The 19,398-nt window shown below is 71.3% G+C and carries 14 protein-coding genes and 1 pseudogene; 6 read left to right on the top strand and 9 right to left on the bottom strand.

The window, feature by feature from the left end:
* Positions 1 to 129: 129 nt before the first annotated feature.
* The 3 genes and pseudogenes from IR155_RS14045 to pheA form a co-directional block, all read right to left on the bottom strand.
* Positions 130 to 417: pseudogene (locus tag IR155_RS14045) on the bottom strand (transposase); the annotation flags it as partial.
* Positions 418 to 480: 63 nt separating this feature from the next.
* Entirely contained in the window at positions 481 to 1,791 is a 1,311-nt protein-coding gene (locus IR155_RS14040) for an ISL3-like element ISPfr18 family transposase (RefSeq protein ID WP_135115428.1), read from the bottom strand.
* A gap of 166 nt (positions 1,792 to 1,957) precedes the next feature.
* Entirely contained in the window at positions 1,958 to 2,911 is a 954-nt protein-coding gene (gene pheA / locus IR155_RS14035) for a prephenate dehydratase (RefSeq protein ID WP_135115427.1), read from the bottom strand.
* A gap of 128 nt (positions 2,912 to 3,039) precedes the next feature.
* Between pheA and pgm the strand changes: the two genes are divergently transcribed.
* Positions 3,040 to 4,683: a phosphoglucomutase (alpha-D-glucose-1,6-bisphosphate-dependent) gene (gene pgm, locus IR155_RS14030; protein WP_135115426.1), complete on the top strand. Its 1,644-nt coding sequence runs from the start codon at positions 3,040 to 3,042 to the stop codon at positions 4,681 to 4,683.
* A 90-nt stretch (positions 4,684 to 4,773) separates the two neighbouring features.
* Positions 4,774 to 6,894, top strand: coding sequence for a PhoX family protein (locus tag IR155_RS14025; protein WP_135115425.1), 2,121 nt, complete (start codon positions 4,774 to 4,776; stop codon positions 6,892 to 6,894).
* 55 nt (positions 6,895 to 6,949) lie between these two features.
* On the opposite strand, the gene IR155_RS14020 is transcribed toward IR155_RS14025, so the two are convergent.
* From IR155_RS14020 to IR155_RS16175, 4 genes are all read right to left on the bottom strand, one after another.
* Positions 6,950 to 8,710 (bottom strand): alpha-amylase family protein, encoded by a 1,761-nt coding sequence (locus IR155_RS14020; protein ID WP_322783527.1) that lies wholly within the window; start codon positions 8,708 to 8,710, stop codon positions 6,950 to 6,952.
* Positions 8,707 to 9,681, bottom strand: a complete 975-nt coding sequence (locus IR155_RS14015; RefSeq protein WP_135115424.1) for a TIGR03885 family FMN-dependent LLM class oxidoreductase — start codon at positions 9,679 to 9,681, stop codon at positions 8,707 to 8,709. The genes IR155_RS14020 and IR155_RS14015 overlap by 4 nt, the downstream gene beginning before the upstream one ends.
* Before the next feature lie 63 nt (positions 9,682 to 9,744).
* Positions 9,745 to 10,881, bottom strand: a complete 1,137-nt coding sequence (locus IR155_RS14010) for an AI-2E family transporter (RefSeq protein WP_135115423.1) — start codon at positions 10,879 to 10,881, stop codon at positions 9,745 to 9,747.
* Between the two features lie 233 nt (positions 10,882 to 11,114).
* On the bottom strand, positions 11,115 to 11,687 hold the full coding sequence (locus tag IR155_RS16175; protein WP_135115422.1) for a TetR/AcrR family transcriptional regulator: 573 nt from the start codon (positions 11,685 to 11,687) through the stop codon (positions 11,115 to 11,117).
* 94 nt (positions 11,688 to 11,781) lie between these two features.
* Here IR155_RS16175 and IR155_RS14000 point away from each other — a divergent pair, with 94 nt between their 5' ends.
* On the top strand, positions 11,782 to 12,804 hold the full coding sequence (locus tag IR155_RS14000) for an SDR family NAD(P)-dependent oxidoreductase (protein WP_135115421.1): 1,023 nt from the start codon (positions 11,782 to 11,784) through the stop codon (positions 12,802 to 12,804).
* A gap of 9 nt (positions 12,805 to 12,813) precedes the next feature.
* Here IR155_RS14000 and IR155_RS13995 read toward each other — a convergent pair whose 3' ends face one another.
* Both IR155_RS13995 and IR155_RS13990 read right to left on the bottom strand, forming a co-directional pair.
* On the bottom strand, positions 12,814 to 13,623 hold the full coding sequence (locus tag IR155_RS13995; protein WP_135115420.1) for an SGNH/GDSL hydrolase family protein: 810 nt from the start codon (positions 13,621 to 13,623) through the stop codon (positions 12,814 to 12,816).
* An 82-nt stretch (positions 13,624 to 13,705) separates the two neighbouring features.
* Positions 13,706 to 14,797 (bottom strand): Gfo/Idh/MocA family protein, encoded by a 1,092-nt coding sequence (locus IR155_RS13990; RefSeq protein ID WP_135115419.1) that lies wholly within the window; start codon positions 14,795 to 14,797, stop codon positions 13,706 to 13,708.
* A 214-nt stretch (positions 14,798 to 15,011) separates the two neighbouring features.
* On the opposite strand from IR155_RS13990, the gene IR155_RS13985 reads away from it, so the two are divergent.
* From IR155_RS13985 to IR155_RS13975, 3 genes are all read left to right on the top strand, one after another.
* Positions 15,012 to 16,025, top strand: coding sequence for a LacI family DNA-binding transcriptional regulator (locus tag IR155_RS13985; protein ID WP_135115418.1), 1,014 nt, complete (start codon positions 15,012 to 15,014; stop codon positions 16,023 to 16,025).
* A gap of 51 nt (positions 16,026 to 16,076) precedes the next feature.
* Positions 16,077 to 17,861 carry an ABC transporter ATP-binding protein gene (locus IR155_RS13980; RefSeq protein ID WP_135115417.1) on the top strand — a complete coding sequence of 595 codons (1,785 nt, stop codon included), beginning with the start codon at positions 16,077 to 16,079 and terminating at the stop codon, positions 17,859 to 17,861.
* Between the two features lie 195 nt (positions 17,862 to 18,056).
* A complete protein-coding gene (locus tag IR155_RS13975) occupies positions 18,057 to 19,349 on the top strand; it encodes an ABC transporter substrate-binding protein (protein WP_135115416.1) in 1,293 nt (430 codons plus the stop codon).
* The last annotated feature ends 49 nt before the right edge of the window (positions 19,350 to 19,398 follow it).

The following is a 19,398-nucleotide window of genomic DNA, read 5'->3' as shown; positions in this document are numbered from 1 at the left end:
CTATGGTGAGACACGTCGAGGTCCTCGGTTGGAGCAGCAGTTGGCGCTACTGATCCTCGGGGACCTCGACCCCTACCCGCCCGAACTCACCCGGCGAGCCTCACCCCCACCGGAAGTCCGAAGAGCCCATTTTGGGGGCGTGATATGCACCTGCGACAGATACGCTGCGGCCCGGCGGAGCACCTCGTTCTCCATCTCCAGCTCCCGGATCCGCTTGATCGCGGCCGCCATCTCACGCCGCTCCTGCGGATCGGTCGACGGGGTCATCCCATGGGACTGGAACTTCGCATCACGCACCCAGGTCTGCAGCGCCGTCTTCGAGATCCCGAGGTCCTTGCACACCACCTTCTGCGCGATGCCGGACTCCACAAGCGCGACAGCATCCCGCTTGAACTCGTCCGTGTACTTGATCGGCATGACTGCCATCCTTCCAGCGCAACCCTCCCAGGATTACGCGGTCAAGGACTCAACCAAACCGGCTCATCGCGAATGAGAGTGTAGGAGCGGTCTGAATCCGCCGGCTTCGAGGAGCGATCTGGCGACGTAGTGCGTGAGGTTCCGGAAGCCGAGGGCGGAACCGCGAAGGTGCTCGAGCCGGCCGTTGATGGCCTCCGTTGGGCCGTTGCTCGTTCCGGGGCGGTCGAAGAACGCGAGGATGTCCGCGGCGCGCTGCTTCAGCGTGCGGCCGAGGCGACGGACCTCTTTGAGCAGCGCGGGGACGCCGTTGCTGACAGAGTCGATCACCGCCCGCATCATCTCCTTCGCCTTGTTCTTGTCGGGTTCGCGGTAGGCGGCGACGATGCGCTGGTAGATGCCCCAGGTCGCTTCGACCTCGACGTGCTCCTCGGCGGCGAACACCGCGTCGAGCCGCGCGGTCTGCTTCTCGGTGAGGAAGCTCGCGCCGGTGTGGAGGGTGCGGCGGACCCCGTAGAGCGGGTCGCCGGCGTGACCGCGGTGCCCGAGGGTGTCTTGCTGGACGCGCTGCCGGGTCCGGTCGAGCGCGTCGCCGGCGAGGCGGACGACGTGGAACGGGTCCATCACCGGGACCGCGTCGGGGAGCTCTTCGGCCGCGGCGGTCTTGAACCCGGAGAACCCGTCCATCGCGACCACCTCGATCCGGCTCGACCACTCCGCAGGCCGGGCGGCGAGCCACTCCTTGAACACCTGCTTCGAGCGGCCCTCGACCATGTCCAGCAGCCTGGCCGGGCCCGTCTTGTTCCTCGCGGGGGTGAGGTCGATGATCACGGTCACGTACTTCTCGCCAAACCGTGTGTGACGCCAGACGTGCTCGTCGACACCGATCGTGGTGACCCCGTCGAACCTCGCCGGGTCGTCGATCAGGCGACGCTTGCCTTCGGCGATGATCGCGGTGTTCGCGGTATGCCACGACACCCCGAGCCCTGCTGCGGCGCGGGAGACGGTGAGGTGGTCGACCACGATCGCCGTGAGTGCCCACCCGATCCCGCCGCGGGAGACCTTCGCCCTCGGCGCCGCCGCCTTCGACGTGTCCTGCCGCCAGGTCCGGCGGCAGTGCGTGCACCGGTAGCGGCGCACCCGGACCAGCAGCGTCGTCGGCCGATGCCCGAACGGCTCATGCGCCAGCGGCCGCGTCACCGTGTCACGCGGCACGCCCTCCGCGCCGCACTTCCGACACCACGGGTCGTCCTCGACGACGCGGCACTCCAGCACCGCCCGATCAGGCTCGAGCAGCTGCCCGACGGCTTGAAGGCCGAGCTCGTCAAGACGGCAGAACGTGGTCAGGTCAGGGGTCGCGAACGTAGGGTGGTGCAAGTCGAGGTCTTCCGGCGGATGGTGAGCGTGAGAACTTCCATCCTGGAAGACCTCGACGCCTATCCGCGAACCAGCCGGCGGTCCCGGGCTACACCCTCAACTGCGAAGAGCCCCGAAAGGTGCGTTCGGCACCGACTTTGCGGCCGGGCGGCGCACCGCCGCGGCTTCAGGCGTCCGGCTCGCCCGCGACGAGGCCGCGCAGCCAGTCGCGCGCCTCGACGAACACCTCGTCCGAGTAGCGGTCGGGGTAGTGGACGACCGCGCGGTCGGCGCGCGGGTACGAGCCGAGGAAGACGACGTTCGGGCTGAACCGGCGAAGTCCCATCAGGGCGTCGGCCATCCGCTCGTCGAAGATGTGCCCGTCGGCGTCGATCACGAAGCGATAGCGCCCGAGCGCATCCCCGATCGGTCGCGACTGGATGAGGCTCAGGTTGATCCCGCGGGTCGAGAACTGCTCGAGCATCTCGAGCAGGGTGCCGGCCCGGTCCTCGGGCAGCTCGACGATCACGCTCGTCTTGTCGGCGCCGGTGGGCGCGGGCGGGGCCGTGGGGCCCGTGACGAGCACGAAGCGGGTCACCGCGTCGGCCGTGTCGCCGATGCCGCGCGCGAGCACCTGCACGTCGTGGTGCGCCGTGATGCCGGGCGGGGCGATCGCGGCGTCGGCCGGGCTCGATCCGTCGAGGACGCCGACCGCGCTCGCCACGTTGCTCGCGGCGGGAACGTGCTGGTGCGACGGCAGGTTCGCGCTCAGCCAGCCGAGACACTGCGCGTACGCGACCGGATGCGCGCTCACGAGCTGCACATCCTCGAGCCGCGCGCCCGGCTTGCCGACGAGGACGAACTCGACCGGGACGAGGTACTCGCCGACGATCCGGAGATTCGGGATGCGCGCGAGCGCATCCTGGGCGGTCGAGACGCCTCCGTCGATCGAGTTCTCGATCGCGATCATCGCGGCGTCGCTGCGCCCTTCGGCGACGTCGGCCAGGGCCTCGCCCACGTTGTGCACCGGGCGCCAGACGTGGCCGCGCGCCTCGGGCACCTGGGCGAGTGCCGCCTCGGTGAAGGTTCCGGCGGGGCCCAGATAGCTGTACGTGCGGCGTGCAGGAGCGTCCGTCGACATGGACGCAAGCGTATCCGCCGCGAGCGCGACGCCCGCCACAGAGGACCGAGCGGCGTCGGGGGCCCGGGCCCTGTCAAGGGGACTCATCGCCTTCGCCGCGCAGAGGACGACGTGGGAGACTGTCCGGCATGACGAGCCGTGCCGGACACCCCGCCGAAGCATCCGACCTTGTCGACATCGACGAGCTGATCAACGCGTACTACGACCGGATCCCCGACCCGTCGGTCGCGACCCAGCGGGTCGCGTTCGGCACGAGCGGACACCGCGGCTCGAGCCTCAGCACGAGCTTCAACGAGCAGCACATCCTCGCCACGACGCAGGCGATCGTCGACTACCGGGCCGCGCAGGGCATCCAGGGCCCCCTGTTCCTCGGCCGCGACACGCACGCGCTGTCGCTTCCCGCCGAGCGCAGCGCCATCGAGGTGCTGGTGGCGAACGCGGTCGACGTGCGCATCGACGCGCGCGACTCGTGGGTGCCGACCCCGGCCCTCAGCCACGCGATCCTCGCCCACAACCGCGGCCTCGACCCGGCTGCCGGTGAGCGCGCCGACGGGATCGTCGTGACCCCGAGCCACAACCCGCCGGCCGACGGCGGGTTCAAGTACAACCCGCCCCACGGCGGACCCGCCGACACCGACGCGACCTCGTGGATCGCCGCGCGCGCGAACGAGCTCATCGAGGGCGGGCTCGAGGGCGTCAAGCGCGCCAAGTTCGCCGACATCGACTTCGACGCGATCACCGGATACGACTTCCGCGACGCGTATGTCCGCGACCTGGCGACGATCATCGACATCGATGCGATCCGCAACGCCGGCATCCGCATCGGCGCCGACCCGCTGGGTGGCGCGTCGGTCGAGTACTGGGCGCTGATCGCCGAGCTCTACGGCCTCGACCTCACGGTCGTGAACCCGGATGTCGACCCCACCTGGAAGTTCATGACGCTCGACTGGGACGAGAAGATCCGGATGGATCCGTCCTCCCCCTCGGCGATGGCGTCTCTCGTCGCGAAGCGGGACGAGTACGACATCCTGACCGGTAACGACGCGGACGCCGACCGCCATGGGATCGTGACGCCCGACGCGGGCCTGATGAACCCGAACCACTACCTCGCGGTCGCGATCGACTACCTGTTCTCGCACCGCCCCGGGTGGTCGGCCGACGCCGCGATCGGCAAGACGCTCGTGTCGTCGATGATGATCGACAAGGTGGCCGCGTCGCTCGGCCGCACGCTGCTCGAGGTGCCCGTGGGCTTCAAGTGGTTCGTGCCCGGCCTCATCGACGGATCCGTCGCGTTCGGCGGCGAGGAGTCGGCCGGAGCGTCGTTCCTGCGCACCGACGGCACCGTCTGGACCACCGACAAGGACGGCATCCTGCTCTGCCTGCTCGCCGCGGAGATCCTCGCCGTGACGGGCAAGACGCCGTCGCAGCGCTACGCCGAGCTCGAGGCCGAGTTCGGTGCGTCGTCGTACCAGCGCGTCGACGCCCCCGCCACGCCCGAGCAGAAGGCCGCCCTCGGCAAGCTCGGCCCCGAGGCAGTGACCGCCACGACGCTCGCGGGCGAGGAGATCACCGCGAAGCTGTCGCACGCTCCGGGCAACGGCGCGGCCATCGGCGGCCTCAAGGTGCAGACCGCGAGCGCCTGGTTCGCCGCCCGCCCCTCCGGCACCGAGGACGTCTACAAGCTGTACGCCGAGTCGCTGCGGGGCGAGGAGCACCTGCGCCAGGTGCAGGATGAGGCCCGCGCCGTGGTGACGGCCGCGCTCGGCGGCTGATCCCGGATCAGGCGGGATGGGGACAACTCCCCATCCCGGGGATGCCCGCACGTCACCTGCCGTTCAACCGCGAGCGGGACCGTTGGCGGCATGACGATCACCTCCCCCACCCCTGACGCGGTGGTCCGTCCCGAGGACGAGACGCGCCGCCGCCCGCTGCTGAACCTCCTCATGACGGGCCGCACCCACGGCAAGCGCAGCCCGGTGACGTGCATGTACAAGTGCGACAACGCGTGCTTCCACCCGGTGCCGAACACCTCGGACAACGCGTACTTCCGCGACATCGCCGACGCGGCCCTCAGCCGCCGCGCCGTGCTCGCCGGCGGCGCCGCCGCCGCGGGCGCCATCGTGCTGTCGGGCGTCGTCGGGGGCGGCGACCCCGCCTCGGCCGCGACCGCTCAGGTCGTGGGACGCGGGGGCGGCCGCGCCTTCGGCTTCGAGCCGATCGCCGCCGTGCCGGCCGAGGTCGACGCGGTCACGGTGCCCCAGGGCTTCCGCTGGACGCCGATCATCCGCTGGGGCGACCCGCTGTTCGACCGCCGCGATACGTTCGACCCGAACAGCCAGACCGCGCAGAAGCAGGCCCGCCAGTTCGGCTACAACAACGACTACCTCGACATCATCGTCGAGAAGAACGGCCGTGAGGCGCTGCTCGTCGCCAACCAGGAGTACACAAACGCCGGCATCATGTTCCCGCCGGCCGCGGACGAGGAGGAGCGCCTCGAGCAGCTGCGCGTCTCGAAGGCGGCACACGGCATGGCCGTCGTGGAGCTCGAGCGCGGCCGCAAGGGCGACACCTGGAAGTACCGCGTCGGCGGCCGCCGCAACCGCCGCATCACCGCCGACACCCGGATGGTGTTCTCGGGCCCGGCGGCCGGATCCGACCTGCTCAAGACGGTCGAGGACCCGGAGGGCCGGTACCCGGTCGGCACGTTCGGCAACTGCGCCGGCGGCACCACGCCATGGGGCACCGTCCTCTCGGGCGAGGAGAACTTCAACGGCTACTTCCGCGCGACGGGAACGAGCCCCGAGCACAAGCGCTACGGCCTCAGCGCCAACGCCTCGAGCTACGGCTGGGAGGCCGTCGACCCGCGCTTCGACGCGCGGCAGCCCGGCTACGAGAACGAGCCGAACCGCTTCGGCTGGATCGTCGAGATCGATCCGGAGAACCCCGACGAGCCGCCGGTCAAGCACACCGCGCTCGGCCGCCTGAAGCACGAGGGCGCCAACGTCAGCATCAGCCGCTCCGGCCACGCCGTCGCGTACATGGGCGACGACGAGCGCTTCGACTACCTGTACAAGTTCGTCTCGACTGACCGCTACAAGCCGGGCAACAGCCGCGGCGCCCGCGCGCACAACAAGACCCTGCTGTCCAAGGGATCGCTGTACGTCGCGAAGTTCTCGGGCGACTCGCCACTCGACGAGATCACCGGCACCGGCGCGCTCCCCTCGGACGGCAGCTTCGACGGCAGCGGCGAGTGGGTCGCCCTGATGCGCGACGGCGAGAGCGCCGTGCCCGGCTTCACCGTCGAGCAGGTGCTCGTGAACACGCGCCTGGCGGCGGACGCCGTCGGCGCCACCAAGATGGACCGCTGCGAGGACGTCGAGCCGCACCCGCAGACCGGCCGCGTCTACGTCGCCTGCACCAACAACACCGACCGCGGCAAGGTCGGCAAGGAGGGCGCGACCGAGGTGAACCCGCGCAACTCCAACCGCGACGGCCACGTCATCGAGATCACCGAGTCGCACAACGACGCGACCTCGACGCGGTTCGGCTGGAGCATCCTGCTGCTGTGCGGCGACCCCTCGACGAACCCCAACACCTACTTCGCCGGGTTCCCCGCCGACAAGGTGTCGCCGATCTCGTGCCCCGACAACATCACGTTCGACTCGGCCGGCAACCTGTGGATCTCGACGGATGGCCAGCCCGGCACGATCGGCTACAACGACGGCCTGTTCCGCGTGCCGCTCGCCGGCCCCGAGCGCGGCCGGGTCCAGCAGTTCCTCAGCGTCCCCCGCGACGGCGAGACCTGCGGGCCCGTCGTCCACGACGAGGAGGGCAGCGTCTTCGTGGCCGTTCAGCACCCGGGCGAGGAGGGGAGGTGGGCCGCGCAGAACTCCTACTTCCCCGACTACATCGAGCCCGGCGCGCTGCGCGGCGGCAAGTGGGGCGGCCCCCGCCCGTCGGTGATCCAGGTCACGCGCGCCTGAGACGCGACTCGCGCACAGCGAACCCCTCGGGCTTCCGCCCGAGGGGTTCGCTGTGTCAGCTCACCGTCACCGTCGCATCGGCGGGGTGAAGCAGGAACCAGCGCCAGCCGTACGGCTCGAGGTCGACCGTCAGCGGCGCGGACGCGTCGACCTTCTCGCCGGTGATCCGGTCGGTGAGCACCGCATCGGCGGTCTCCTCGCCCGCGTCCACCGTGAGCCGGACGTTCGTCCCCTCTGACGCGAAGCTGTGGATCGCGACCATCGCCCAGTCCTCGCCCCGGTTGACGTGCGCGAGCACCTCGGCCGGTCCGCCCTTCAGCACCTCGAGAGCCGCCCACGCCTGCTCGGGGGTGGAGCGATACAGGCCGATGAGGTCGCGCAGGTGCGCGTGAAGCGATCCCGGATCCGCCAGCTGGTCCTCGACATTCACCTCGGCCGGGCCGTAGGGCCCGTCGGGAGACCGGCGCACCCAGCGGGACGGCCGCGCCGAGGAGAATCCGCCCTCGCGGGCCCACTGCATCGGCGTGCGCACCGCGAGGCGGCCGGGGATGTCGAGGTTCTCGCCCATCCCGATCTCCTCGCCGTAGAACAAGATCGGCGTCCCCGGCAGCGCGAACGTCAGTGCGTAGACCATTCGCACGGCGCGCTCGTCCTTGATCATCGTGGGCAGCCGGCGACGGATGCCGCGCCCGTAGACGCGCATGCCCTCATCCGGGGCGAACGCCTCGAACACCTCGTTCAGCTCCTTCGGCGGCAGCTGGTCGAGCGTGAGCTCGTCGTGATTGCGCACGAAGTTCGCCCATTGCTGCGACGTGTCGACCTCGGGTCGCTCGGCGAAGGTGTCGGCAAGCGGCCGCGCGTCCCCGCGGGCGAGCGAGAGGTACAGCCGCTGCATCCCCGGGAAGTCGAACTGCAGCTGCAGCCCGTCGCGCGCCTGGCCGAACCACTTCATCCCCTGCTCGTAGGGCATGTTCACCTCGCCGAGCAGGAACGCCTCGGCGCTGCGTCGCGACAGGAAGCCGCGGACGCGGGCGAGGTGGTCGACGCCGTCGTACTGATGCTGCGCGCTGCCGTCCGCGCCGGTGCCGCCCTCGTTCGATCCGCCGGTGCCCGCGTCGCCCGGCGCGCTGTTGAACATGAACGGCACGGCGTCGATGCGGAACCCCGAGACCCCGATCTCGAGCCACAGCCCGAGGTTCTTGTCGATCTCGCGGCGCACCTCGGGGAGGGCGACGTTCAGGTCGGGCTGATTGTGGAGGAAGTGATGCAGGTAGTACTGGCCGCTCTTCTCGTCACGCGTCCACGTGCTGTCCTCGTCGCCGGGGAAGACCGGCGGATCCGGGTTCTCGGGCGGCTCGTCGCGCCACACGTACCAGTGGCGCTTGGGGTCGTCCTTCGCGCGGCGGGCCTGTGTGAACCACGGGTGCTGGTCGGACGTGTGGTTCATCACGAAGTCGATGATGATCCGGATGCCGAGCCCGCGCGCGACCCGCACGAGTTCGACCATGTCACCGAGGGTGCCGAGCCGCGGGTCGATCGCGAAGAAGTCGGTGATGTCGTACCCGTCGTCGCGGTGCGCCGTGGGGAAGAAGGGCATCAGCCACAGGCACGTGACGCCGAGATCGGCAAGATACGGCAGGCGCGAGATCAGGCCCGGGATGTCGCCCACGCCGTCGCCATCCGAGTCCTGGAAGGTCTCGATGTCGAGGCAGTAGAACACCGCGTGCCGCCACCACAGGTCTGCCGCGTCGATCGGGATGGGCGCCCGCTGAGCACCCTCGAGCATCTGGTGCTGCGAGATCGGGAACCTGCTCACGAGGCGCTCCTCAGCTCGGGCAGGATGCGTTCGCCGAACGTGTCGATGAACGCCTCCTGCTCCTCGGCGGAGGCCCCGACCTGGTGGAGCATCAGGTCGTCGAAGCCCGCGTCGGCCAGCTCGGCCAGCCGGTCGCGGAGGATCGACGGATCGGAGGCGATGATGATGCCCGCCCGCAGCTGCTCGTCGGTCGGGTCGCCCGCCCGGCGGGCTAACTCATCCGGCATCGCGATGTCCCAGCAGTCAGGGGCGCCGACCGTGCCGTTGCGCCAGTCGCGCCGCGCCATCGCGAGCGCCTCGGCCTCGTCGGCGGCGAGCGCGAGGTGCACCTGCAGCCGCACCGGCCCGCGTCCGCCCGCCCCGCGGTAGGCATCGATCACCTCGCGCGCGGCACGCGGGTCGGTGCCCACGGTGATCAGACCGTCGGCCCAGGCGGCGTGCTCGGCGGCGGACTCGACCGACACGGCCGCCGCGACGATGGGCGGCGGCTCGGCCGGCAGCGACCACACGCGCGCCCGGTCGACGCGCACGAGCCCGTGATGCGTCACCTCCTCGCCCGCAAGGAGGGCCCGGATGACGTCCACGCACTCGCGCAGGCGCCGCTCTCGTGTCTCCTTGTCGGGCCACGCATCCCCCGTCACGTGCTCGTTCAGGGCCTCACCCGATCCGAGGGCGGCCCAGAACCTGCCCGGGTGCATCTCGGCGAGGGTCGCCATCGCCTGCGCGGTCGTCACCGGATGGGTGCGCTGTCCCGGAGCGGTGACCACGCCGAACGGCAGGTTCGTCGCCTGCAGCGCGGCGCCGAGCCACGAGAAGGCGTAGCCACTGTGCCCCTGCTCGGGCACCCAGGGTGCGAGGTGGTCGGAGCACATCGCCGAGTCGAAGCCGGCCTCCTGGGCGCGCACCGCGTGCTGCAGAAGCCGGGAGGGAGCGATCTGCTCGTGCGAAGAGTGATAGCCGTATCCGGTCATGGCCCCCATGCCATCCCACCCAGCGGGAGGCGACAAGGGGGTTGCGCGCGGCGGCCTCGCCCGTCAGGCGCGCGAGACGACGTCCTTGCGGCGGGCCCAGCGCGCCGGGGTGTTCGGGCCGTCCCACACCTTCACGATCGCCCAGGCGACGGCGGTGAGCGGCACGGACAGGATGGCGCCGATGATGCCGCCGAGCAGCGTGCCGATCGTCAGCGCGATCAGGATGACCAGGCTGTGCAGCTTGAGCGCACGGCCCATGAGCACCGGCTGAAGGAAGTTCCCCTCGAGCTGGTTCACCACCACGACGATCGCCACGACGATCAGGGCTGTGACGAGGTCGTTGGCCACGAGGGCGACGAGTGCGGCGAGGACGCCGGCGAGCACCGCGCCGACGATCGGGATGAAGGCGAGCACGAACACCAGGACCGACAGCGCGGGCCAGAGCGGCACCTGCAGGATGGCGAGGCCGATGCCGATGCCCACCGCGTCGACCGCGGCGACGGTCGCGGTGCCGCGGATGTAGGCGCCGAAGGTCTCGACCGTGGTGCGCCCGGCCCGACGGGCGCGCGCGTGCCACTCACCCGTGAAGGGACGGCGCAGGAACTCCCAGATCTCGGGTCCGTCCTTCAGGAAGAAGAACAGCACGACGACCATCAGCACGAGGCCGGTGATGAAGTCGGCGACGACGCCGACCCCGGCGAGCGCGCCGCTGCCGAACTGGGCGCTGGTGAGGAAGCCGGTCGCCTGGTCGATCCACTCCTGGATCTGCTGGTCGTCGATGTGGAACGGCAGGGTCTGCGCCCAGGCGAGCAGGTGGTCGATCCCCTGGCGGGCCTGCGTGTAGAGCTCCTCCCACTGGCTGCGCACCGCGGAGGTGATGAGCCAGCCGATCGCCCCGAGCACGATCAGGATGGCGAGCAGCACGATGAGCGTCGCCGGCAACGACCCCATTCCGCGCGAACGGAGGGCGCGCATGAGCGGCTCGAACGCGCACGCGAGGATCATCGCGAGCAGGACCGGGATGACGACGAGCGTGAGCACCCGCAGCCCCCAAATGACCCCGCCGGCGAGCAGCACGATCGCGATGATCTGGATGGATCGGGTCGCGACGCTGCCGAGGCTGTCGGTCCACAGGCGGCGTGGAGCGGGCATCGGCGGCGTCTCGATGTGGACGGGCGTGCGGCGGCGCTTCCAGAACATGTGTCGTCGTCCCCTCGTCGGCAGCTCCGTCCATCCTGACGTCCGGCGCGGACATCGTCCACCTCTTGACGCGGCGCCTGGGCATGCCTCGCGCGCCGCCGGATGCCCCTGTGAGCGAAGCGAGCGTGGAGCGGAGCGACCGATGCGGGCGCGGAGCGCACGCCGCTGTCGCGAAGCGACAGCCTCTCTCGCGAGCGGTGCCGCTTGCGGCGCCCGAGCGTGAGAGCCGCTTTTCAAGAGAAAGCGCGGCCGAACAGGCGCAGGGCGCGCCTCGCCGCCTCGGCGCGGCCCGCCTCGGGCGTGGAGGCGAGCTCGTGGGCGACCATGCTGACGGCGAGCTCGACGTCGACGGGCTCGACGTGATCGCCGATCCGGCCGGCCGCACGGTCGCGCTCGACGAGACGCACGACGAGCGCGTCGAAGCGCTCGCCGAGCCCACCCGCGCGCGGGTCGCGATGCTCGGCCGACAGCAGCCGGATGAACGCGGTCGACACCGTCGCCTGCGAGGCGACACGGTCGAGCAGGCCGGCGATCGTGCCGTCGTCGCCCATCGCGTCCTCGAGCGCGCCGACGTTCTCCTCGAACACCGCGACCGCGAGGGCCACCCGGTCGGGGAAGTGACGGTAGAGCGTTCCCTGCCCGACGCCGGCGCGCTTCGCGATGGCGCTGAAGGGTGTGTCGGGGCCTTCCTCGGCGAAGATCTCGCGGGCCGCGGCGATCAGCGCGCGGCGGTTTCCGGCGGCCGCCGCCGGTCCGCGATTCGGCGCGCGGTGACCTCGGTCGGGGCGTGGACTATCGGTGCTCATCGGCGTAGCATAGCTACCGGACAGAGTTGTCCGGAAGAGCCCCGCTGTCCGGCCCCGAACCCTTCCGGCGAACGCCATATCAAAGGAACCCACCATGGCACTCAGCAAGAACAGCACCGTCGGCGAGTGGCTGGCCGACCCGGCCGGTCACGCCGCGCTCACCGAGCTCCTCGGCAAGGGCGGCGCCTCGGTCGACTCCCTCGAGCCCGCGAAGGGCCTCTCGCTCTCGCAGCTCGTGTCGATGAGCCGGGGCTCGTTCACCGAGGCGATGGCCGACTCCCTCGTTGCCGCCGTCGGCGGGGAGGCCGAGCCCGTCGCCGTCGGCGAGCAGGGCACGCCCGCGCCGACGCCCGCCGGCTTCCAGGAGCGGATCACCGAGGGGCGCTTCGCGGGGAAGACCGTGATCGTCACCGGCGCCGGTTCTGGCATCGGGCGCGCCACCGCCTCCCGCGTCGCGCGCGAGGGCGGCCGCGTCATCGCGGTCGACATCAGTCAGGAGCGCCTGGATGAGTTCAAGGCCGCGCACGACTCGGCCGACATCGTCACCCTCACGGCCGACATCACCGACGACGCGGGCGTCGCCAAGATCGTCGAGGCGGCCGGCGAGCGGATCGACGGCCTCGCGAACGTCGCCGGGATCATGGACGACATGACGCCGGTCGGCGAGGTCAGCGACGCCGTGTGGAACCGCGTGTTCAACGTGAACGTCACCGGCACCATGAAGCTGATGCGCGCGGTCATCCCCGCGATGCAGAAGGCCGCGGCCGGCCAGATCGTCAACGTCGCCAGCGAGGCCGGCCTGCGCGGCTCGGCCGCCGGCGCCGCCTACACGGCGTCGAAGCACGCCGTGATCGGCCTGACCAAGTCGAGCGCGTTCATGTACACGGGCACCGGCATCCGCATCAACGCGGTGTGCCCCGGTGGCGTCGCGACCAACATCGAGGCGACCTTCGCCTCGCCGCTCGGCGCCGAGCGCGTGCAGCGCGCGATGGCGATCCTGCCCGGCGTGGCGCAGTCCGAGCAGCTCGCGGCATCCATCACGTGGCTGCTGAGCGACGACTCGACGAACGTCACCGGCGCGATCGTGGCCTCGGACGGCGGCTGGTCGGCCGCCTGATCCGTCGGCTCACCTCGAAGGGCGTCCCACGACGGGGCGCCCTTCGTCGTCCTCGAGCTGCTCGATGATCGCCGGGACGAGCGCCTCGGCCGTACGGCGATAGCCGAGCGCGCTGGGATGGAAGCGATCGAGGCTGAACATCTCGTGCGGGTTCGCGACGAAGACCGGGCCGACCGCGCGCCGCAGCGACACCGGCCGGGCACCCACGGCCTCGGCCGCGGCGGCCTGGGCGTTGGCGAGCCGGCGCGACACCCGCGAGCCGAGCGCGCGCAGCGGCTGCGGCACCGGCCGGATGGCCCCGAGGTCGGGACAGGTGCCGACGACGACCGTCGTGCCGTCCACCCGGAGCCGCCGGATCGCGCGCGTCAGGTGGGCGACGGAGACCGGGATCGGCACGCGGTGGGTCACATCGTTGCCGCCGACGATGATCACGGCGACGTCCGCGCGGTAGCCGGGCTCGAGACCATCGAGCTGCGCGGCGAGGGCCGACGACTCGGAGCCGACGACGGCCGCGGTGTGCAGCCGCACGGGGCGCTTCAGCCGGCCCGCCACGCCCTTGGCGATCCGCGCGCCGAGCGTGTCCTTCCGGCGCTCGGCCCCGAGCCCCACCGCGATCGAGTCGCCGAGGAGCAGCAGCTCAAGGGGCGGGCCGTCGAACGCCTTCCGCCAGACGCGGTCGGCGTCGATCGCCTGCTCGCCGAGCGGCTTGCCGATGCGCCGCCGCGCGATCGCCGCCTGCCGGTGCAGCAGCGCGCGCCCGCCGAACACCACGGCGCCGGCCCCGCCGACGGCCGAGGCTCCGATGATCGCAGCGCCCATCCGCCCCACGGAACGGCATTCGACCTCATCCGGGTGAACGCCTGCTGGCGCGCGCGTGAAGCGCTCTCTTCGCCCGTACCGCTCAGACGCGTGCGCCCCACGGGGCGCCGCTGCCGGCCATGCTCCCGTAGAACGGCGACGAGGCGTCGATCTCGCCCCGGGCGACGGGGCGGCGCTCGAACGCCGATGCGTAGATCGCCGCGAGCAGCTCGAGGGTGTCGCGCGCATCCTGCGTCGTGACCGGCGGCGGGGTCCCGTCGCGCAGCGCATCCAGCACGTGCGCGAACTGCGCGGAGTGGCCCGAGCCGGGGCCGCCGGCGCCCGCCTCCCAGTCGTCGGTGAGGGAGGCGGGCGCATCCGGAGCCGCGGTCAGGCGCCAGTCGCCGTCCTCGTAGCCGTACAGGTGCTCGAGCTCGACCGTGGCGGCCTCGAAGTCGAAGCGCAGGTAGCTCGTCTCGCGCGGCGACAGCAGGCTGTTCACGACGCTCACCACCGCGCCCGATTCGAGCGTCACGAGCGCGGCCGACAGGTCCTCGGTCTCGACCGGGCGCGCACGACGCGTCGCCACGGCGGTCACCTCGCGCCAGGGGCCGAGGATCGACAGCATCGTGTCGATCTGATGGATGCCGTGGCCCATCGTCGGGCCGCCGCCCTCCGTGCTCCATCGTCCACGCCACGGCAGGTCGAAGTACGCGTCCGGGCGATACCAGAGCGTGTGGCAGACGCCCGTCATCGCAGCCCCGAGGGCACCCTCGCGCCACCGGCGGGCGAGCCACTGCGCGCGCCCGCCGAAGCGGTGCTGCGACACGGTCGCGAACCATCCGGTGGATGCCTCCTCGGCCGCGCGCAGGCGGTCGAACTCGGCGAGCGACAGGGCGGGCGGCTTCTCACTGAAGACCGAGGCGCCGGCCCGCAGCGCCGCCTCGCCCTGCGCGGTGTGCAGCCCGGGCGGCGAGCAGAGGTTGACGAGGTCGACGTCGCCCGCCGCCAGCATGTCGTCGAGGTCGGCCGCAACCCTGCCGCCCCACCGCTGCGCGAACTCGGCGGCCCGGCCGGCGTCGATGTCGGTCACGGCGACGAGCTCGGCGCGCTCGGGCTCGCGGGCGACGGCCTCGGCGTGCGCATGCGCGATCGCGCCGGTGCCGACGATGCCGACCCGCACCCTCCGGCTCATCCGGCGTGCTCCTCGGGGACCGGCGCGAGCGACGAGGCGGCCCGGTCGTGATGCCCGGCGCCGTCGACAGGGGGAAGAGTCATGCGGACCACCCTAGCCATCGCACCCCGGATTGGAAAGCGCTTACCGCGATCCGCTGTCGGAATGCGCCTAGCATGAACCGCACATGCGCACCGCGAGGGAGCGGTGCTCGAACCACGGGGGACCAGGAGCCATGAAACGCGTCGGCATCCGCGACGTCGCCCGGCATGCGGGCGTCTCGATCAGCACGGTGTCGAACGCGCTCAACCGGCCCGATTCGGTGAGCCCGGGGCTCGTCGCACGCGTGCGGGCATCGGTCGACGAGCTCAGCTACGTGCCGCTTCACGCCGCCCAGCAGCTGCGGGCGGGGCGCAGCGGCCTGCTCGGGATGACCGTTATCAACATCGCGAACCCGTTCTTCGCCGAGCTCGTCGCCGGCGCGGAGGACGCGGCCTCGGCGGCGGGCCTGCGGGTGCTGGTGGGCAACTCGAGCGACGATGCGGCGAAGGAGCGCGACCACCTTGAGCTGTTCGAGCGCGTGCAGGTCGACGGCGCCCTCGTCAGCCCGTTCGGTCCGCTGGGCCCGTCGCTGGAGCGCCTGCGCAGCCGCGCCATCCCGGTGGTGCTCGTCGATGCGGTGGACGACGGCGGGGTCGTGTCGTCGGTCTCCTTCGACGATGTCGCCGGAGGGCGCCTCGCCACCGAGCACCTGCTGTCCCTCGGACGGCGGCGCCTGGCGTTCGTCGGCGCACGCGCGGAGGTGCGGCAGGTGCGCGATCGGCTCGCGGGGGCACGCGCAGCCCTGGCAGATCATCCGGGTGCCACGATCGAGCCGATCTGGACCGAGCGCACGGCCTCCGACATCGGGCGCGCATTCGGCGAGGAGCTCGCGCTCCGGGCGGCGTCGGAGCGACCGGACGGGATCGTCACGTCCAACGACCATCTCGCCATCGGCCTCGTTCACGGGCTCGTCTCCCGGGGCGTGCGCGTGCCGGAGGAGGTCGCCGTCGTCGGCTACGACGACATCGAGTTCGCCGCGATCGCCGCCGTGCCGCTCACGTCCGTGCGGCAGCCGGCGCGCGAGATGGGGCGCGCCGCCGCCGAGCTGCTGCTCGCCCGCCTGTCGGGTGGCCCGGCGCCGGAGTACACGCGCCGCGTCTATCAGCCCGAGCTCGTGGTGCGGGAGTCGACCGTCGGCAGCGGGTGATCGCGGGCCTCGGCCCCGGGCGGATGCCGCCGCCGATAGCATCTCCCCATCATGCAGAAAGCGCTTACCGGGACGATCCGGATCGCCCAGAGCCCCCGCCCGGCCCGGTCGGTGCTGCGACTGCTGGCGCGTCGCCCCGGACGGCTGACCCTCGCGGTGCTCGCCTTCGCGCTGAAGGAGATCCCGCTGTGGTTCCTGCCGGTCGTGACCGCCGAGGTCATCGACCTGGTGGCAACCGGGGGCGCGGTCTCGAGCGTCCTCACTTGGTTCGGCATCGCGGCCTGCCTGCTGCTGCAGAACTACCCGATGCACCTCGTCTACACGCGCAACTTCATGACCGTCGTCCGCGACACCGGCGCAGACCTTCGCAACGCCCTCGCGGCGCGCCTGCAGAGCCTGTCGATCGGGTATCACACGCGAGTCAGCTCGTCGATCGTGCAGACCAAGCTCGTCCGCGACGTCGAGAACATCGAGCTCATGCTGCAGCAGGTCACGCACCCGCTGCTCTCGGCGGCGATGGTGCTGATCGGCGCGGTCACGATGACCGCGCTCGCCGTGCCCGAGTTCCTGCCGGTGTACGCGCTCGCCGTGCCGATCGCACTCGGACTGCGATGGGCGCTCGGGCGCCGCTCCCAGGCGCGCAACGAGACGTTCCGCCGCGAGGTCGAGGGCCTCGCGGCGCGGGTCGGCGAGATGGCCTCGCTCATGCCCGTCACCCGCGCCCACGGACTCGAGCAGACCGCGGTCTCGCGGGTCTCGGCGGGCGCCGACGGCGTGCGGCGCGCGGGCCTGCAGCTCGACATGCTCAACGGCCACGTCGCGTCGATCTCGTGGGTCGCGATGCAGCTGCTCGGGCTCGGATGCCTCGCACTCGCCGCCGTGTTCGCCCTCACTGGGTTCCTCCCCATCTCGCCCGGCGAGGTCGTGCTGCTGTCGAGCTACTTCGCGCTGCTCACGCAGGGCCTCACGCAGCTGCTCATGCTGATCCCCGTCGGAGCGCGCGGCATGGAGTCGATGCGCTCGATCGCCGAGGTGCTGCGCGAGCCCGACCTCGAGCACAACGAGGGCCGAGAGGTCGTCTCGCAGGTGAGGGGGCTCATCGCGCTTCACCAGGTGACCCACCGCTACGACGGCGCCGACCGGGATGCCGTCCACGACGTCTCGCTCGAGATCGCCGCCGGGGAGACCGTGGCGTTCGTCGGATCGTCGGGCTCGGGCAAGTCGACGATGCTCAACCTCGTGCTCGGGTTCGTGCGCCCGACCTCCGGGCAGATCCTGCTCGACGGCCGCGACATGCAGGAACTCGACCTCCGCACCGTGCGCCGGTTCGTCTCGGTGGTGCCGCAGGAGTCGGTGCTGTTCGAGGGGACGATCCGCGACAACATCGCCTACGGTCTCGACGGCACCTCCGAGCAGCGGCTGCGGGACGCACTGCGCGACGCCAACGCGGCCGAGTTCGTCGACGCCCTTCCCGACGGCTGGAACACGGTCGTCGGCGAGCGTGGCGCCCGCCTGTCCGGCGGGCAGCGCCAGCGCCTCGCGATCGCGCGGGCCCTCGTACGCGACCCGCGCATCCTGCTGCTCGACGAGGCGACCTCGGCGCTGGATCCCGAGTCCGAGGAGCTCGTGAAGCAGGCGCTCGACCGCCTGATGCGCGGCCGCACGACCCTCGTGGTGGCCCATCGCCTCTCGACGGTGCGCAAGGCCGACCGGATCGTCGTGCTCGAGCAGGGCCGTATCGTCGAGCAGGGGCCGCACGACGACCTGCTCGCGCGGGGCGGACGGTACGCGCGGCTCCACGCGGCGCAGAACGGCGATCCCTCGCGGGAGCTCTGACCGAGGGCGGCGCCAGCCGTTACCGGATCGATTCACGCGAGCCGCTCGGGCCCCTTGCGAAACGTTTTCTGTCGGGTAGCTTCGCGGGCAAGCGCTTTCCGAATCGCCCCATGCACCGAGGGACGCGCCCACAGCGCCGACGGACACCCACGCCGCGGCACCATCGAGAACGAAGACGTTCAAGAGAGGACACCGATGTTCACCACCAAGCGGGCAATCACCGCCGTCGCCGTCGCGACGGGAGCCGCCCTCGCCCTCGCCGGATGCGCGGGCGGCGAGACCGCGCCGGCCGAGACGGTCGACCCGAACGAAGAGGTCACGCTCGACCTCGCGTTCTGGGGCAACGACGTGCGCGCCGAGCTCTACAACGAGGTCATCGCCGCGTTCAACGAGGAGTACCCGAACATCACGGTGAACTCCACGTTCCTCGGCTTCCCCGAGTTCTGGGAGAAGCGCCAGACCGAGGCGGCGGGCGGCAACCTTCCCGACGTCATGCAGTTCGACTACTCGTACCTGCGCCAGTACTCCGAGAACGGCCTGCTGCTCGACCTCGGCCCTTACCTCGGCAGCATCATCAAGACCGACGCGCTTCCGGAGAACATCCTCGACATCGGCGTCGTCGGCGACGTCACGACCGCCATCCCGACGTCGACGAACGCGTGGGGCCTCTACACGAACCCGGTCCTGCTCGAGCAGGCAGGTGTGGAAGAGTTCGCGGGCGGCACGTGGGAGGAGTACACCACCTGGATGGGCGAGGTCACCGAGGCCGCCGGCGGCGAGTTCTTCGGCGGCGGCGACTACACCGGCCGCATCCAGAACCTCGAGCTGCAGCTGCGCGCCGAGGGCGGCGAGCTGTTCAACGAGGAGGGCGAGCCCGGCTTCGACGAGGCGCGCCTCACCGAGTTCTGGGAGTCCGGCCAGGCGATCCGCGACGGCATCGGCGTGCCGCAGCAGCGCGTCGAGGAAGTCGCCCCGCTCGGCGCCTTCGACACCGCACTCACCGCGAGTGAGCTGACGTGGGACAACTTCGGCTCGGGCTACCTCGGCAACCTGGGCGAGGGCTACACCGAGCTCGGCCTTGTCGCTCCCCCGATCACGGAGGAAGGCGCGAAGGACCTGTACCTGAAGCCCTCGATGCTCCACGCGATCGCCGCGAACACCGAGCACCCCGAGGCCGCCGCGACGCTCGTCGACTTCCTGATCAACTCGCCGCAGTCGGGTGAGATCTTCGGTACGAACCGCGGCATCCCCGCGTCGGAGACCGCCCTCGAGGCGGCCGAGCTCGACCCGCTCAGCCAGCAGATCGCCGACTACGAGAAGTCCATCGCCGACCGCCTCGGCGACGCCCCGCCCGTGCCGATCGTCGGCTACGGCACGCTCGAGGAGAAGTTCCGCCAGCTCGGCACCGAGCTGAACTTCGGGACCATCACGGTCGATGAGGCCGTCTCGCAGTTCTTCGCCGAGATGGACGTCGTCCTCAACCAGTGAGATCCTCCGGGTCCGGGCGCCCCTTCCTCCGTGGAGCGGCGCCCGGGCC

The organism is Microbacterium paludicola, assembly GCF_015235415.1.
Taxonomy (GTDB): Bacteria; Actinomycetota; Actinomycetes; order Actinomycetales; family Microbacteriaceae; genus Microbacterium; species Microbacterium paludicola.
The sequence above is the reverse complement of the archived record's forward strand: the minus strand, read 5'-3'. Positions and strand labels throughout refer to the sequence as shown.

Bases quoted from the DNA above. Each gene is read 5' to 3' on its own strand.
- pheA (WP_135115427.1), bottom strand. From the start codon at position 2,911: ATGTCGACGGACGCTCCTGCACGCCGCACGTACAGCTATCTGGGCCCC.
- pgm (WP_135115426.1), top strand. From the start codon at position 3,040: ATGACGAGCCGTGCCGGACACCCCGCCGAAGCATCCGACCTTGTCGAC.
- IR155_RS14025 (WP_135115425.1), top strand. From the start codon at position 4,774: ATGACGATCACCTCCCCCACCCCTGACGCGGTGGTCCGTCCCGAGGAC.
- IR155_RS14015 (WP_135115424.1), bottom strand. From the start codon at position 9,681: ATGACCGGATACGGCTATCACTCTTCGCACGAGCAGATCGCTCCCTCC.
- IR155_RS14010 (WP_135115423.1), bottom strand. From the start codon at position 10,881: ATGTTCTGGAAGCGCCGCCGCACGCCCGTCCACATCGAGACGCCGCCG.
- IR155_RS16175 (WP_135115422.1), bottom strand. From the start codon at position 11,687: ATGAGCACCGATAGTCCACGCCCCGACCGAGGTCACCGCGCGCCGAAT.
- IR155_RS14000 (WP_135115421.1), top strand. From the start codon at position 11,782: ATGGCACTCAGCAAGAACAGCACCGTCGGCGAGTGGCTGGCCGACCCG.
- IR155_RS13995 (WP_135115420.1), bottom strand. From the start codon at position 13,623: ATGGGCGCTGCGATCATCGGAGCCTCGGCCGTCGGCGGGGCCGGCGCC.
- IR155_RS13990 (WP_135115419.1), bottom strand. From the start codon at position 14,797: ATGAGCCGGAGGGTGCGGGTCGGCATCGTCGGCACCGGCGCGATCGCG.
- IR155_RS13985 (WP_135115418.1), top strand. From the start codon at position 15,012: ATGAAACGCGTCGGCATCCGCGACGTCGCCCGGCATGCGGGCGTCTCG.
- IR155_RS13980 (WP_135115417.1), top strand. From the start codon at position 16,077: ATGCAGAAAGCGCTTACCGGGACGATCCGGATCGCCCAGAGCCCCCGC.
- IR155_RS13975 (WP_135115416.1), top strand. From the start codon at position 18,057: ATGTTCACCACCAAGCGGGCAATCACCGCCGTCGCCGTCGCGACGGGA.